This is a genomic window from Salinispora sp. H7-4, assembly GCF_013416675.1.
GTDB lineage: Bacteria > Actinomycetota > Actinomycetes > Mycobacteriales > Micromonosporaceae > Micromonospora > Micromonospora vitiensis.
Genome location: NZ_JABZED010000003.1, coordinates 373303 through 387986 on the forward strand (window position 1 = coordinate 373303; position 14684 = coordinate 387986).

A 14684-nucleotide genomic window follows, 5' to 3' on the forward strand; every position below is an offset into this window, starting at 1 on the left:
GGTGCGGCCTGGTTGCCTACCGAACTTGATCCGCCGCCCATCCGGGGCCCGTCAGGGAGACGACTGGAATGACATCAACGGCAACGAGGCCGGGAGGACCGGGCGCGCGTCCACGTGCCGCCATCGCGGCCCGAACGTTGCGTACCGACCGCTGGTGGGTGCAGCCCGTCGGCATCGCCGCGATCCTGCTCTTCTTCATCGTCTATTCGACAATCCGCGTCTTCATGGCGAAGTGGTACTACGTGGAGGACTACCACTACCTCACGCCGCTGTACTCGCCGTGTCTGACCGACTCGTGCGTACCCGGCTCGTCGCACTTCGGCACCCCGTTCGGCGAGTTCCCCTTCTTCCTCCCCCTCGGCATCGTCGCCTTCCCGATCGTCGCCGGGTTCCGGGTGACCTGCTACTACTACCGCAAGGCGGGCTACCGCTCGTTGTGGGCGTCCCCGCCGGCCTGCGCGGTGACCGAGCCGCACCAGAAGTACACCGGGGAGACCCGGTTCCCGCTGTTCGTCATGAACTGGCACCGGTACTTCTTCTACCTGGCCTTCGTGGTCCTGCTGATCAACATCTACGACGCGATCCTCGCCTTCCGGGGACCGGACGGGGCTTTCGGCGTCGGTCTGGGCACCCTGATCATCCTGGTCAACATCGTCGCGCTGGCCGGCTACACGCTCTCCTGCCACGCCTGCCGGCACGTGATGGGCGGACGACTGAAGCACTTCTCCCGGAACCCGGTGCGGTACCGCTTCTGGACGGTGGTCTCGAAGCTGAACGTCCGACACGGCACGTTCGCCATGGTGTCGCTGTTCACGGTGCTCTTCACCGACTTCTACATCATGGCCGTCTCCGCCGGCTGGTTCACCGACCTGCGGTTCATCAACTAGAGGGCCCCGACATGACCACTACCACGCGAATCGAACGACACCACTACGACGTCGTCGTGATCGGGGCCGGCGGCGCCGGGCTGCGGGCGGCGATCGAAGCCCGGCTGGCCGGCAAGAAGACCGCGATCATCTCGAAGTCGCTCTTCGGCAAGGCGCACACGGTGATGGCCGAGGGCGGCGCCGCCGCCGCGATGGGGAACGTGAACAGCCGGGACAGCTGGCAGGTGCACTTCCGCGACACCATGCGCGGTGGCAAGTTCCTGAACAACTTCCGCATGGCCGAGCTGCACGCGAAGGAGTCGCCGCAGCGAATCTGGGAGCTGGAGACCTACGGCGCCCTCTTCGACCGGACGAAGGACGGGAGGATCTCCCAGCGCAACTTCGGCGGGCACGAGTACCCGCGCCTCGCGCACGTGGGCGACCGCACCGGCCTGGAGCTGATCCGTACCCTCCAGCAGAAGATCGTCTCGCTCCAGCAGGAAGATCGGCGCGAGCACGGCTCGTACGACGCCCGGATCCGGGTGTTCGCCGAGACCACCGTCACCGAGCTGCTGCTCGACGGCGACCGGGTCGCCGGCGCCTTCGGCTACTACCGGGAGTCGGGCGAGTTCATTCTCTTCGAGGCGCCGGCCGTGGTGCTGGCCACCGGTGGGGTCGGCCGCTCGTACAAGGTCACCTCGAACTCCTGGGAGTACACCGGGGACGGCCACGCGCTGGCGCTGCGCGCCGGGGCGACGCTGATCAACATGGAGTTTCTCCAGTTCCACCCGACCGGCATGGTCTGGCCACCCTCGGTGAAGGGCATCCTGGTCACCGAGTCGGTCCGCGGGGACGGCGGGATCCTGAAGAACTCCGAGGGCAAGCGGTTCATGTTCGACTACGTGCCGGATGTGTTCCGGAAGCAGTACGCGGACAGCGAGGCCGAGGCGGACCGCTGGTACGAGGACCCGGACAACAACCGGCGACCACCGGAGCTGCTGCCGCGCGACGAGGTGGCCCGGGCGATCAACAGCGAGGTCAAGGCGGGCCGGGGCACCCCTGCCGGCGGCGTCTACCTGGACATCGCCTCCCGACTGCCGGCGGAGGAGATTCGCCGTCGCCTCCCGTCGATGTACCACCAGTTCAAGGAGCTGGCCGACGTCGACATCACCCGGGAGCCGATGGAGGTCGGGCCGACCTGTCACTACGTGATGGGCGGGGTGGAGGTCGACCCCGACTCCGGTGCGGCCTTCGGCCACGTCCGTGGGCTGTTCGCCGCCGGTGAGGTCTCCGGCGGCATGCACGGCTCCAACCGGCTCGGCGGTAACTCCCTGTCGGACCTGCTGGTCTTCGGCAAACGGGCGGGCGGGCACGCCGCCTCGTACGCGGACGGGTTGGCTTCCCGACCCCGGGTCCCGGTGCCGGCGGTGGAGACCGCGGTGGAGACGGCCCTGGCCCCGTTGCAGCGGGACACCGGCGAGAACCCGTACGTCCTGCAGCAGGATCTCCAGGCGGTGATGGGCGAGCTGGTCGGCATCATTCGCCGGGAGGGCGAGCTGGTTGACGCGCTGGCCCGCCTCGGCGAGCTCCGCGAACGCGTGGCGAAGGTGAGCGCGGCGGGCGGCCGGCGCTACAACCCGGGCTGGCACCTCGCCCTGGATCTCCGCAACATGCTGGTGGTCTCGGAGTGCACCGCGAAGGCAGCGCTGGAGCGGCGGGAGTCGCGGGGCGGCCACACCCGTGAGGATCATCCGACGATGGACCCGGCCTGGCGACGGGTCAACCAGGTCTGCTCCCTGGAGGGCGACATCGTGCACCTGGACCGCAAGCCGCTACCGCGGATGCGGCCGGAGCTGTTCGCGCTCTTCGACCGCGCGGAGTTGGCCAAGTACCTGACCGACGAGGAGCTGGCGGAGTTCGACGGCCTCACCGAGGAGGAGCGCTGAGGAATGGGAACTGAGAAGAGCCAGGCGGCCGGCGCACCGGCCACGAAGCGACAGTTCCGCATCTGGCGGGGCGACGAGACCGGCGGCGACCTGAAGGAATACCTGGTCGAGGTGAAAGAGGGCGAGGTCGTCCTCGACATCATCCACCGACTGCAGAGCACCGAGGCGCCGGACCTCGCCTGCCGCTGGAACTGCAAGGCCGGCAAGTGCGGCTCCTGCTCGGTGGAGATCAACGGCAAACCGAAGCTGGCCTGCATGACCCGGATGTCGACCTTCACCGCGGACGAGACGATCTCAGTCACGCCGCTACGGACGTTCCCGATCGTGCGGGACCTGGTCACCGATGTTTCGTTCAACTACGAGAAGGCCCGGGAGACACCGGCCTTCGCACCGCCACCCGGTGTCACCCCGGGCGACTACCGGATGCAGCAGGTTGACGTCGAGCGCTCGCAGGAGTTCCGCAAGTGCATCGAGTGCTTCCTCTGCCAGACGGTCTGTCACGTGATCCGGGACCATGAGGAGAACAAGCCCGCCTTCGCCGGGCCGCGGTACTTCATTCGCGCGGCCGAGTTGGACATGCACCCGCTGGACGCGCGGGACGACCGCAAGGAGTACGCGCAGGCCGAACAGGGCTTGGGCTACTGCAACATCACCAAGTGCTGCACCGAGGTCTGCCCCGAGCACATCAAGATCACGGATAACGGGATTATCCCCATGAAGGAGCGGGTAGTCGACCGGAAGTATGATCCTCTTGTTTGGCTCGGTAACAAGATCTTCCGGAGGGGTCAGGTGCCTCAGACCAGCGTGACCAGCGAGCACTCCCCGGGCGCCGTGCGCACCCCCGCCGCCGGCCCGCCCGGGTTCCACTCCCACGCGGGAGCCTCGCACGACCCGGAGGCCGAGGCGCAGGCGCAGGCGGGTGTCAACTGGCACCGCGAGGTGCCGAAGCCGACCGCCCCAACACTCGACGAGTCGGGCAAGCTGCCCCTGACCGAGCTCACCTTCGACCGGCCGGCGGCACCGTCACCGTTCGGCGAGGACGTGAGTTTCCCGCTGCCGCCGGAGCACCTGAACTACGCCCACCCGGAGCAGGACAAGCACTGAACACGGCAGCGACGATGACAGGGCCGGCGGCTAACTCCGCCGGCCCTGTCCGTTTTCGGGTCGCCCTTCCGGTTCTGCTGCGGGTCAACCAGCCGCCAGCAGTCGGCGGAGCGCGGCGACAATCGGAGCATCGGCGGGTAGCCAGGTGACGCTGTCCAACTCGGCGGCCGAGAGCCAACGCAGCGCCGAGTGTTCCAAGGCCTGCGGCTGGTCGCCGGGGAGCAACCGGGCCAGATACACCTTCAGCACGGAGCGCCCGTGGGCCATCCGCACACTCCGGCCGACCCGCTCGCCGATCTCCACCCGGACAGCCAGTTCCTCGGCGCACTCGCGCCGTAGCGCCGCGGTCTCGGTCTCCCCCGGCTCCACCTTGCCGCCGGGGAACTCCCACCGGCCCGCCACCTCCGGCGGGGCAGACCGTGCGCAGGCCAGCACCCGGCCGTTCTGGATAATTGCCGCGCCGACGACCACCTTCGGCTCGGATCGCTCGACCCGGCCGCCATCGCTTGCCTGTTCGGTTCGCACGAGCGTCCAGCGTGCCAGATCAATCGTCGGTTTGGGTACCGTGACCAACCCATCAGGCCAGGAAGACCCAGAAGTGTGGCCGTGGACACAGCTCCCACCAAGGGACAGACTTAGGCCACCGAAAAGACACGGAAAAGCGACGTTTAGGCTACAAGACCGCAACGATGCCGGGAGGTGTGGTGGTACGGATGCCGTTCGGGCGGGGTAAGCACAACTATCTCAACGATGCGCTGACGCTGCTGCCCGGTTGGACCCGGGAGGGCGAAGGGATCCGACGGACGCTCCCCATCGACGACTCACAGCACGCGGCCCTCACCGAGCGGGTGAAGGTGGTCGCCGACGCGCTGCACCTCCGTCCCGACATCAGCCGCTACGCCGACCAGACCGAGATCCGAGTCGGCCACGAGACCGTGCCGCTGACCGAGGGCGAGGTCCTACTGGCCGCCCGCATCGAGGACGCGTACCGCGCCGTCACCGAGCCCTGAGACGACGACGGGCCACCGGCAGCCACGAGCCGTCACCGCAGGTCATTTCGTCAAGCTTCGATGTGCTTTCCACGCCTACGCTGAGGTCATGGCGAACGCGACGTACGACCGCAAGGAGCAGTTCCAGCAGATCCAGAGCGGGCTGCTCGAGGGCGAGCAGATCATCGCCGTCTACGACGCCGTCGGCACCGGTACCGGCTTCATCGGCGTGACCGACCGACGCGTGATCATTCAGGATCGCTCGTTCATCGGCAAACGCTACGCGATCACCAGCATCCCGTACGCGAAGATCACCAGCGTGAGCGTGGTCAGCAACAAGTCGTGGGGCGGCTCGTTCTTCTCCACCGGCGCCATCGCCATTCACGTCGGCACGCACACCTACGAGGTGGAGTTCCGCGGCTCCCAGAAGAGCCACCACGTGCACAACGTGATCCTGCACTACATCAGCTGACCCGCCCCGATCCGGGTACGGCGGTCTCTTGGGGTCGGGTCAGGAGGCCGCCGCAGGCACGCCGCCGGCGGCACCGCGGCCGGGGCGGCGGGTCAGCACCTGCGGGCCCGTGGCGGTGATGGCGATCGTGTGTTCGGAGTGGGCGGTACGGGAGCCGTCGGCGGAGCGGATCGTCCAGCCATCCTCGTCAAACTTAATCTTGTTGGTGGAGGCGCAGAACCAGGGCTCGATGGCGATGGTGAGGCCGGGCTGCAGCTTCAGGCCGCGACGGGCACGGGCATTGTTGGCCACGTGCGGAGCCTCGTGCATGGTGCGGCCGACGCCGTGCCCACCGAACTCGCCGTTGACCCGATAGCCGTAGGAGTCCGCGACCCGACCGATCGCGGCGGAGATGTCGCCGAGCCGGCCCCCCGGCTGGGCGGCGGCGATGCCGGCGTCGAGGGCGACCTCGGTGGCCTCGATCAGCTTCAGGTCAGCCGGGGCGGGGGCGCCCACGATGAGGGAGACCGCGGAGTCGGCGACCCAGCCCTGGATGCTGACCGCCATGTCGATGCTGAGCAGGTCACCGTCGCGGAGGAGATAGTCGTGCGGCAGGCCGTGCAGCACCGCGTCGTTGACCGACAGGCACAGGACGTTACGGAAGGGGCCGCGGCCGAAGGACGGAGCGTAGTCCCAGTAGCAGGACTCGGCGCCGCGTTGCGCGATTCGACGGCGGGCGTGGTGTTCGAGGTCCATCAGATTCACGCCGACCGCGGCGACCTCGCCCAGTTCGGCGAGCAGCTCGCCGACGAACCGGCCGGTGACCGACATCTGGCCGATCTCCTCGGCGGACTTCAGCTCGATCACGACGCCTCCCAGGCAGCGGTATTTTAATACGGTATTTTTATACCACCCCCGGGGGAGAACGCCGGGAGCTATCCTGCCGGCATGGTTCGCCAACCCCTGACCGCCGAACAGATCGCCGCGGGTCAGCGCCTCGGGACCGCCCTCCGGGCCGCGCGGGCCGACCGCAGCCTCGTCGAGGTGGCCCTGGCGGCCGGCATCTCCCCCGAAACCCTGCGCAAGATCGAGTCGGGTCGCCTGCCCGCACCGGCGTTCGGCACCGTGGTCTGCCTCAGTCGTGCCCTCGACGCCCCCCTCGCCGACCTGGCCGAGGCGTGGCTCACCAACCCGTCCATCCGCCAGGCATCCTGACCAACAGCGGCGGCCGATCCCCGGCCAACCAGCCCGGCGGCCACCTCCACGTGCCGGAGCCCCCGGTCAAGCGCCGGAACTACTCCGTTGCCGTGGGCCGCAAGGCGCACACCCGCCCCACCGCCGGCAACCCAGAGCCCCGCAAAGGCCCGTCAATCGACGGATCTCGAACCCTGGGTCGGACCCTCGCCCGCCATGCGAATCTTCAAAGCTACCGCAGCGACCCAGGGTTCGGTGCGCGAAGCCGGACAGACTCCGCCTTCGGGTGACACGAGCTGTTTCGCGGAATTGCGGCTCATAGTTTGCGAGACTGTGAACGATCATCAGATTTGGTCTGAAGTAATCGCCCACTCGGTTGCGAATTCGTGATGCCCACCTACGCATCATTTGAAGGAGGCTTCATGGCCCGCTTGATCCGATCCCTCTGTGCCTCCCTCTGCGCCGTGGTGATCCTACTTACCGTCCCCTCGCACACCACTGCGAGATCACCATCTTCCGGGGGATCAGAAGGAGGGGCCGACAGTCAGGCAACGGACGTTTATGACGTGACTCGCCGTTATGTGACGAAATTCTATCCCCGCTGGTTCACCCACCAACAACAGCTCATCCTGGTCCCCAACCTGCTTTTCGGGCCAGACCGGATGTCCCCACTATTTCGCTCCGTCGTAGCACCCAATGACGACACGCTGTACACTTCTGCGCTCGTCGGCGTACGGAACGAACCAGCGGTACTGGAAATCCCGGACACCATGGCCACCTACGGCGTACTCGTCACAGACGTCTACGGAAACATCATCAAGACGGATATCTCGACAACCTCTGGGGGGCGCTACGCCCTTACCGGACCCGGCTGGAGCGGAACCCTTCCTCCGGAACTAACCGAGATCCCACTTCCGGTGACGAATCCGCTGATGATCATCCGAACCAACAGATTCTCACCCGACGGGGAGAACCAGATCGCGCTGGCCGAAGAGTTCCGGCGATCCCTCCGCATGGGCCCCCTGCTGGCCTACGAGCGGGGCGTACTGGCAGAGACCCTGATTGTCCCGGTGTCTTTCTGGGCTCGCTCGTTCAAACTCGACGCGGACCGGATGATCAGAGACAACCCACTTCGCTTCCTGCGAGAACTCCAGCGGGGGGTTATGGATATCCGGACACCACCGCTCACTGGCGACAACAGGGCACTTGCGGAAGAGTTCGACCGGCTGTTCGCTACCGGGATGTTCGAGGACGAATTCGCGCGAGCAACCCAGGACGCGCAGGCCGACATCATTTCGAACTATCTTGACAACACCGACCAGAACAACTGGATCAACTTCCGGAACATCGGCTTCTGGGGAACCAACTACCTCGACCGATCCTCGATTACCCAATTCTGCCAGTACTGCAATGACATCGAGAGTTCAGCGTACTATGACGTTTTCCGAGACAGCAATGATCAACAACTGAATGGCGCCTCCGGCGGATATGTCCTCACGTTCGAAAGAGACCAAATCCCCCAGGCCCGCGAGTTTTGGTCCGTTACCTCCTACATATCCGAAACAATTACCCTGCATCGCAACCCGGAGGACAAGTACGTCGTAGCAGGCTATACGCCCGGGCTCGAGACCAACGAGGACGGATCGATCAGCATCTACGCAACGCCAACTCCGCCACCCGGAGTGAGTATCGCCAACTGGCTACCCGTTCCCGATGGGCCCTTCAGCATGATGCTCCGCGTCTACGGCCCGGAGGGGAGCGTGGCCGCCGGAACGTACGTCCCGCCGGCCGTCCGCGAGATCAACCGACCTGGACGGAGCGGAAGCGGTCCCCGTGGGAGCGGTTGAGCCTCCCTCGTAGCGAATCACGCACCGCCCACCTCGACGAACGACCGTGTGAGGGCGGGAACCGGAAAGCGCCCTCCGGGCTGGGCCGACGGGACCATGCCGAGTTAACCTCACTCCGCCCGGGGCGTTCTGGGGATCCGGCAACGAAGACTCCGTCCTCGACCAGGCCAGCCGCCCGATCAGCCTCCGGACCGGCCCGACCCGCGCAGCCTTCGACGGGACACGATGTCCGCCTGACGGGTCGCCTCAGGATTCGATAGCGCCGACACAAGCTCAGGGTTATGTCGCACGCCTGATCAAGACCAATTCGGTGGCCAACCGAAACGAAGACGGGCTTGACCCCATCCCGCGTACGTAGCGCACGCCCAAGCGTCTCCCCACCCTCCTCCAGCGGCGATCCGGCGCCACGGCGAAGGTCTGGGTACGCAAAATCGGCGGTGAAGGAGGTCTTGGCGACCCCGAACGCTGGCAGCCCAGTCAACACACCGACATGGCAGGCCAGGCCGAAGCGCCTCGGATGTGCGACGCCGTAGCCGTCACAGACCAACACCTCCGGCTCATCCGCCAACCCCTGGAGCGCCTCCAACAGAATCGGCGCCTCCCGAAACGCCAGCAGGCCAGGGACGTACGGAAACGTGACCTCCCCGACCACGGTCGCCACATCTGTCACCGCCAACGACTCCAGCTCGATCACCACCGCCGCCGCACATACCCGGTTGGTAGCTTTCTCGTAGGACACGTCGAGCCCCACCACCGACTCCGGGAAGGAGGTCAGTCGGGTCGACAGGTCAACCTGACGCCGAAGCTGTCGCTGAACTTCCTCAGCATCCTCTTCACTCCAGGGCACAGCTGAGGCTATCCAGGAACCGGGCGACGCTCGCGCGCGCCTGCCGCCGGGTCGCCCACTCCACCTGCCAACACGGGTACAGCACCAACCGCGACCACCACGCCAGACAGCCGACACACATGCCGTCGTGCCCCCGAAGGTGCACCGTGAGGATCGTCCGCTCCAACTCGCCGCTCACCACTCCCCCTCCGCTGGCCAGTGGCCGCGATTAATCGGAATCTGATGTCGCGCACGGCACGGTAATTCTCCGCCACATCGGCAGATCCGCCGCCACCGTCGCCAGCACCAGACCGAACGATGCCGACGCGCCAGGGTCAGCGCGACCGCCAAGACGTACGCGTCATAAGGGACCCGCCGCTCCACAGACATCAAAACCTCTACCTGCTGCCTGTTGCCGACTGCTGATGCGCGCCTCGCGCCTGCTCCAACAGGCGCTGTCGCGCGGCTTCCTGTTCCATTTCCTGGATGCGCTGGCCGACACCTGAGCCAGCCGGTGCCGACACGAGGTATCGACTGACGATTCGACGCAGAAAGCCAATTGCCACGGCCATAGGTCCGCCCCTCAATCCTGAAAGCGCGGAGGGACATCTGCCCATGTATCTCGTTCCGCGCCCGGTGTGGTCAGGTCCAGCGTCCCGCCGGGCACGTCATCGATCCAGCAGCTAAGTGTCCGCTAACCAGGTTTGCTGTCCGCTGGTAGTCGGCGTCCCGGGGCGTACTCCACGCACAGGTCACGCAAGGTCGCGGCCTCCGGTGCCCCCGACTGTTCCACCTTTGTCAACAGTTCCGCAGCTCGCCACCAGTTCGACGGCACCACCCGCCCGGACGCCACAGCCTGCACCCCCAGAGCGACCGCCTCGTCGGGCTGACCGGCGGCGACCAGGGCAAGGCCAAGATCGAGACGAGCTGACGCGGACCGGCGAGGCCGCGCTCCCCCATCTCCGTGCGGGTCCAAGTCAGCCAGCACCGCCCGCGCTACCTGCTCGGCACCGGGGTCCCCCGCCCACGCCAACGTCGTGGCCGTATAGGCGGCAGCCTTGGCCGGGTCGTAACGATAGTGGTGCTCGGCCCGCTCCGGAACGGGCAGATTCGCCGTCAACCGCTCCACCCGGTCCAGCACTCGACGGGTCGCACCGACCTCGCCCATCCGTGCCCACGCACGTGCCTCCTGAGCGGTCGCCTGGATGCGAGCAGAGCTGCCCTTCGGGGCGACCCGCTGAGCTTGAATGGAAAGATCGAGCGCCCTCCGGTAGTCACCTTGAGTCAGCACGTCCCAGGCCCGGGTTTCCAGGCACCATGCCTGAATCTCACCGTGCTCGGCATGTTCGGCAAGGTCCCGCGCAGCTCGCAGGTGGGCAGCCGCAGCGACCCGCTGCCGAAGGTCAATGTGAACGGTCGCCCGTAGCACCGCCAACCAGGCACCAGCAACCAACAACCGCCGTTGGTGAGCAAGCGTGACCCGTCCATCCAGTAGCCGCCGCACAACGGCGAGGTGCCGCCGTACCAGCGGCAACAGGTCCGCCGGAGCCAACGTCGGATAGGAACTGGCCAGGTCGTCAACGCCCTGCTCGATCCGGTCGAGCACCTCTCCACTCACATCACTGGCAGCGACTCTCGCCCGGAGTTCGCCGGCCTCCGCCGCATGGTCGATCGGCGCGTCAACCAGGCGAGCCAGCACGCCTCCCGCGCCGAGAATCCGGTCCAGGTGGCGCGCCGTGTCGAGTGTCGGAGCCTTGATTCCTGCCTCCAGCTCCTGCAGATGGCTCTTACTCCGATGAGCGAGCTGCCCGAGGGATCGAAACGACAGACCACGCCGCTCCCGGAACTCACGCAGTGCTACCCCGAAGCGCGGGTCGACGGACGAGGCCATAACGCCACTCCAAGCTAAACAGGCCCGGCGAACTCACCCAGCCGGCCATCACATTGACGGTACCCCGAACGTCATGAATCGATGCCCCCCCGACACGTTACCGACCGCATCGATGCCACCCTCCACCCCGATGCTGTCCCCTACAGCTCCCCGCGGGCCGCACGCCGAGTGGGTCACCGAGGGCCGCGGCGCAGATCAGTCACCTCGGCGGACGGAGTGAAGCCGGCCGAGGCGTAGGTGGCCATGGCACCGAGGTTGGAGCTCTGCACGCACACGCCCGCGCTGGAGGAGCCCAGGTCGCGAAGGGTCGCGGCGGCGGCGAGCGTGACCGCGGTGCCGTAGCCACGGCCTCGGTGACCATGGTGGACGCCGATCGGTTCCAGCAGTCCCGGCCGTCCGGGGCCGGCTGACCACACGGCCGCCACCGCCACGGCATCGTCGTTCTCGTCGAATATGGCGAGGCTGCGTGCGTCACCGTAGAACGGGCCACCGGCCATCGTGAGCCAACGCCCGACCGTACGGCGTCGGTCGGCATCAGTGCGGACCGAGCCACGGAATGCGGACCAGTGAACGGCGACCCACACCTCGGCGCGATCGGGCTCGATCGTCTCGACGCGCAGACCGCGCTCCTCCACCGGGTCCGAGAGGGTTCGATGGAACGTTGTCCACGGCTCGTCCCGTTCCCAACCCCGCTCCAGCAGCAGCTGGGTCAGAAGCTCCGCACCCCGGGCTTCAACGGTTGCGCCGCCGTCGCCGTCGCCGGCCAGGACACCTGCCGGGTCGTCCAGATCGGCGGTGAGCCGGCGGGCCAGTGCCGCATCCTCGCGCCGGTGCGGAGCGACCGCCAGGCGCACCAGCCCCCGGCCGTCCAGCAGCCCGATCGCGACAACCTCCCCGTCGCGCGACCACATCCGAATCGCAGCGGCGGTAGCCTCGACACCGTTTTGCGAGTGCCAGCCGAGGTCGCCGGAGTGCAACTGCAGCGCTCCCTCGTCGAGCTGCCACCGCTTGAGCGCCTCGGCCGCCGATGACAGCTCGTCGACCTTCGGAGTGCTCAGAATGATGCTCATCGACGCATCCAATCCCACGAATCGGCCTGGCACCATCGAGTTTCGCCGGTAGCCGGGCGGTGGGGTCGGCGACCGGTGGGGCTGGCCCACCGGCCGCCAGCCGCGGTCAGTCGCGCCGCTCCCCCACCCGGTACGTGACCAGGTTCGGGTCGGCTCGGAGCTGGCGCTGCGTGAATTTGATGGTGTCCCAACCCTTGCCCGAATACAGCCGGGTCTGATCGGCGTACCAGGGGGAGTTCGGGTTGGTCGACTGCGAGTAGGTGAGGATCTGCCGGCCCGACGGCCCGTCGCTACCCAGCTCGACGGCCATCAGGAACGAGGTGCCATGGACAATCTTGGAATAGCCGACGCCGGGCTCAAACCCTCCGTGGATCAGGTTGAAGACGCCGGCGTCGTCATGTCCACCGTGGATCGGAATGCGTTCGGCACCCCGCGGCTCGGTCTGGATGTCGCCGAGCCGGGCGTCGAGCGGGATGCCCTCCAGTTTCTGGACGGCGTCCGCGAGCGCGGTCCGCACCTCCGGGTCGGCGACGGCGAGTCGGCTCGGCGTGGTCAGCGGGGCGGTCGGGTCGAACGAGTCGGCGAAGCGCAGGCCCTCGGCCAGGGCGAACTCGGTGAACAGGTGGGCGCCCCGGCTGTCCAGATCGACCCGCAGATCCCACCCGCGCAGGGCGGCGCAGGCTGCGGTCAGGTCGACGGTGGCGCCGTCGGAGGTGGTCGCCGTCGGCTGCGCCTCGCAGCTCCGGACCAGGTCGTCGCGGACCAGTTCACCGCCGTAGGCCCGGTTGCCGAGGGTCACGTCCCACAGGTTGCTGGTGGTGAAGCCCCTCCCGGGAAGTCCATCGGTGCCGGTACGGCGCTGCTGCACCTGATGCACGCCGAGCCGGGTCCGCAGGCTGCGCTGGGTCTGCTCGTCGCCGACGATGCGCGGGTAGCCCTCCAGCGGATGCTCCGGATTGGCCAGCCAGTAGCTGTCGTTGGAGTTGGTCACGTAGTCACTGCGGACCAGGGTGGGCAGGTTGGCCGGGCCGAGGATGCCGGGCACCGCGGCGTCCGGATCCCGGCCCAACTCGCACGAGGAGCGGGAACCGTCGAGGACCGCCTCCCCCTCGCTCTCGTACAAGTCCTGGAATGGGGCCGGAATGCAGGCGGCGGCCAGGGAGTCGGTCACCCGGGGCACGACCGAGTGGTCGGCGTAGAGGGCCTGGCCACGACGGTCCACGGCGACGACGTTGACCCAGGGCAGGAACTGCCGCTCGTCCAACACCGTCCGCAGCTCGCCCACCGACCCGGCCTGCCCCATGGCCAGCCAGCCGTCGAGTGCGCGGTTGTTGGTGGCGTTGGCGTCCGTGATCGCGTACGCCGTGGTGGTGGTCCAGTCGAGCGCACCGGGCACCACGACGACCGGGCCGAAGTGGGTGTCGTAGAGGGTCCGGCTGACCGGCCCGTCGGGAGTCTGGACGGTGACCGTACGGGCGGTCATCTTCCGGGGCTCGCCATCGTAGCGGTAGCTGGTCGGGTCACCGGGCACCAGCTCCAGCCGGTGCCAGACGTATCTCTTCGCGGTGGAGACGGTGTGGCTCCAGGCGACCTGGCCGTTGTGGCCGATCTGGATGGTTGGGCCACCGACCAGTGCCGCGCCCTCGACGTCGTAGCGGCCGGGCACCTTCAGATGCATCCGGTAGAAGCGGTCGGCGCCGTCCCACGGAAAGTGCGGGTTGGCCAGCAACATGCCGGCGCCGCTGGTGGTGGCATCCCGTCCCAAGCCGTACGCGTTGCTGCCCAAATCGGTCGCCGTACCCTCCGAGCCGGTGACCACCGCACCCGGTGGGGCGCTCGCCGACATGCTGTTCCCGCTGGCGGTGGGGGGCGCAGCGGCGACGATACCGTCGGCAAGCCCGCCAGAGCTGACCAGGACCATGTCGGCCCACTGCGCCCGCCACATGTCCAGTTCGCTGATCGGGCGTACCCATTCCTTCCCGGCACAGGCCGGGTCGGTGGTCGCCTTCCCGTCCCGGAGGTACGCGTTGTAGCCGGCAGCGAAGCCGCGGACCTGATCGCGCACCTGTGTGGAGGGTGCCCGGACGCCGTCGTGGGGACCATCGAGTAGCTTCTCGGCGACCTGGTCGTCGATGGCCTTCTGGTGGAAGAGGTCACTGCTGACGTTGCCGTCCGCGCCGAACCAGCGGGACCGTTCGGCGCGGACCGTCACCATCCGCTCGGCGATCAGGCAGATGTTGTCCTCGGCTTGCACGTAGCCGGCACCGAAGCCGAGGCTGGCAAAGTCACGGGCGGTGATGTGCGGCACGCCGTACGACGCGCGCTGGATCAGGGCCGAGTAGCCATCGCCGTACGCGACAGCGGTGCTGCCGGTGACGGTGAGGCTGGCGGCGGCCAGTCCGACGACGGTGGCCGCGGCGGCGAGCCGGCGTCGGCTCATCGGTGGGCTCTATTCACGGTGCGTCCTCCTCGTGGGGCTTTGTCCATCCTCGACAGACAC

General features: G+C 67.5%; 12 protein-coding genes and 2 pseudogenes. 7 read left to right on the forward strand and 7 right to left on the reverse strand.

All coding sequences use genetic code 11. The features are described from left to right. The first annotated feature begins 68 nt into the window (after positions 1-68). The 3 genes from H0524_RS03650 to H0524_RS03660 are packed head-to-tail and all read left to right on the forward strand — an operon-like array spanning position 69 to position 3916. On the forward strand, positions 69-887 hold the full coding sequence (locus H0524_RS03650) for a hypothetical protein (RefSeq protein ID WP_033665905.1): 819 nt from the start codon (positions 69-71) through the stop codon (positions 885-887). Positions 888-898: 11 nt separating this feature from the next. Further along, positions 899-2812 (forward strand): fumarate reductase/succinate dehydrogenase flavoprotein subunit, encoded by a 1914-nt coding sequence (locus H0524_RS03655; RefSeq protein ID WP_180197374.1) that lies wholly within the window; start codon positions 899-901, stop codon positions 2810-2812. Positions 2813-2815: 3 nt separating this feature from the next. Then, complete coding sequence (locus H0524_RS03660; protein ID WP_180197375.1) at positions 2816-3916, forward strand: succinate dehydrogenase/fumarate reductase iron-sulfur subunit; 1101 nt, start codon at positions 2816-2818, stop codon at positions 3914-3916. 84 nt (positions 3917-4000) lie between these two features. Here the strand turns inward: H0524_RS03660 and H0524_RS03665 are convergent, their stop codons facing one another. Then, a complete protein-coding gene (locus H0524_RS03665) occupies positions 4001-4441 on the reverse strand; it encodes a (deoxy)nucleoside triphosphate pyrophosphohydrolase (protein ID WP_180197376.1) in 441 nt (146 codons plus the stop codon). A 188-nt stretch (positions 4442-4629) separates the two neighbouring features. Between H0524_RS03665 and H0524_RS03670 the strand changes: the two genes are divergently transcribed. Next, positions 4630-4926 carry a 4a-hydroxytetrahydrobiopterin dehydratase gene (locus H0524_RS03670; RefSeq protein WP_018216914.1) on the forward strand — a complete coding sequence of 99 codons (297 nt, stop codon included), beginning with the start codon at positions 4630-4632 and terminating at the stop codon, positions 4924-4926. An 88-nt stretch (positions 4927-5014) separates the two neighbouring features. After that, positions 5015-5377 (forward strand): PH domain-containing protein, encoded by a 363-nt coding sequence (locus H0524_RS03675; RefSeq protein WP_018252323.1) that lies wholly within the window; start codon positions 5015-5017, stop codon positions 5375-5377. A gap of 39 nt (positions 5378-5416) precedes the next feature. On the opposite strand, the gene map is transcribed toward H0524_RS03675, so the two are convergent. Then, positions 5417-6223 (reverse strand): type I methionyl aminopeptidase, encoded by an 807-nt coding sequence (gene map / locus H0524_RS03680; protein WP_180197377.1) that lies wholly within the window; start codon positions 6221-6223, stop codon positions 5417-5419. 81 nt (positions 6224-6304) lie between these two features. Here map and H0524_RS03685 point away from each other — a divergent pair, with 81 nt between their 5' ends. Both H0524_RS03685 and H0524_RS03690 read left to right on the forward strand, forming a co-directional pair. Continuing rightward, a complete protein-coding gene (locus H0524_RS03685; RefSeq protein ID WP_018726113.1) occupies positions 6305-6571 on the forward strand; it encodes a helix-turn-helix domain-containing protein in 267 nt (88 codons plus the stop codon). 560 nt (positions 6572-7131) lie between these two features. After that, the gene (locus H0524_RS03690) at positions 7132-8397 is read left to right on the forward strand and encodes a DUF1214 domain-containing protein (RefSeq protein ID WP_180197609.1); all 1266 of its coding nucleotides are present in this window, start codon (positions 7132-7134) and stop codon (positions 8395-8397) included. A 179-nt stretch (positions 8398-8576) separates the two neighbouring features. Here H0524_RS03690 and H0524_RS03695 read toward each other — a convergent pair. The 5 genes and pseudogenes from H0524_RS03695 to H0524_RS03715 form a co-directional block, all read right to left on the reverse strand. Continuing rightward, positions 8577-9151: pseudogene (locus H0524_RS03695) on the reverse strand (endonuclease V). 79 nt (positions 9152-9230) lie between these two features. Beyond that, positions 9231-9584 (reverse strand): annotated as a pseudogene (locus H0524_RS25315) (hypothetical protein); the annotation flags it as partial. A gap of 333 nt (positions 9585-9917) precedes the next feature. Continuing rightward, on the reverse strand, positions 9918-11114 hold the full coding sequence (locus H0524_RS03705; RefSeq protein ID WP_180197378.1) for a helix-turn-helix transcriptional regulator: 1197 nt from the start codon (positions 11112-11114) through the stop codon (positions 9918-9920). A gap of 173 nt (positions 11115-11287) precedes the next feature. Continuing rightward, a complete protein-coding gene (locus H0524_RS03710; RefSeq protein ID WP_180197379.1) occupies positions 11288-12184 on the reverse strand; it encodes a GNAT family N-acetyltransferase in 897 nt (298 codons plus the stop codon). Positions 12185-12290: 106 nt separating this feature from the next. Continuing rightward, complete coding sequence (locus tag H0524_RS03715; RefSeq protein ID WP_180197380.1) at positions 12291-14624, reverse strand: acylase; 2334 nt, start codon at positions 14622-14624, stop codon at positions 12291-12293. Positions 14625-14684 lie beyond the last annotated feature (60 nt).

Excerpts from the sequence above, each read along its gene's own strand:
- H0524_RS03715 (WP_180197380.1), bottom strand. The coding sequence starts at position 14,624 with ATGAGCCGACGCCGGCTCGCCGCCGCGGCCACCGTCGTCGGACTGGCC.
- H0524_RS03705 (WP_180197378.1), bottom strand. The coding sequence starts at position 11,114 with ATGGCCTCGTCCGTCGACCCGCGCTTCGGGGTAGCACTGCGTGAGTTC.
- H0524_RS03675 (WP_018252323.1), top strand. The coding sequence starts at position 5,015 with ATGGCGAACGCGACGTACGACCGCAAGGAGCAGTTCCAGCAGATCCAG.
- H0524_RS03710 (WP_180197379.1), bottom strand. The coding sequence starts at position 12,184 with ATGAGCATCATTCTGAGCACTCCGAAGGTCGACGAGCTGTCATCGGCG.
- H0524_RS03685 (WP_018726113.1), top strand. The coding sequence starts at position 6,305 with ATGGTTCGCCAACCCCTGACCGCCGAACAGATCGCCGCGGGTCAGCGC.
- H0524_RS03670 (WP_018216914.1), top strand. The coding sequence starts at position 4,630 with ATGCCGTTCGGGCGGGGTAAGCACAACTATCTCAACGATGCGCTGACG.
- H0524_RS03650 (WP_033665905.1), top strand. The coding sequence starts at position 69 with ATGACATCAACGGCAACGAGGCCGGGAGGACCGGGCGCGCGTCCACGT.
- H0524_RS03655 (WP_180197374.1), top strand. The coding sequence starts at position 899 with ATGACCACTACCACGCGAATCGAACGACACCACTACGACGTCGTCGTG.
- H0524_RS03660 (WP_180197375.1), top strand. The coding sequence starts at position 2,816 with ATGGGAACTGAGAAGAGCCAGGCGGCCGGCGCACCGGCCACGAAGCGA.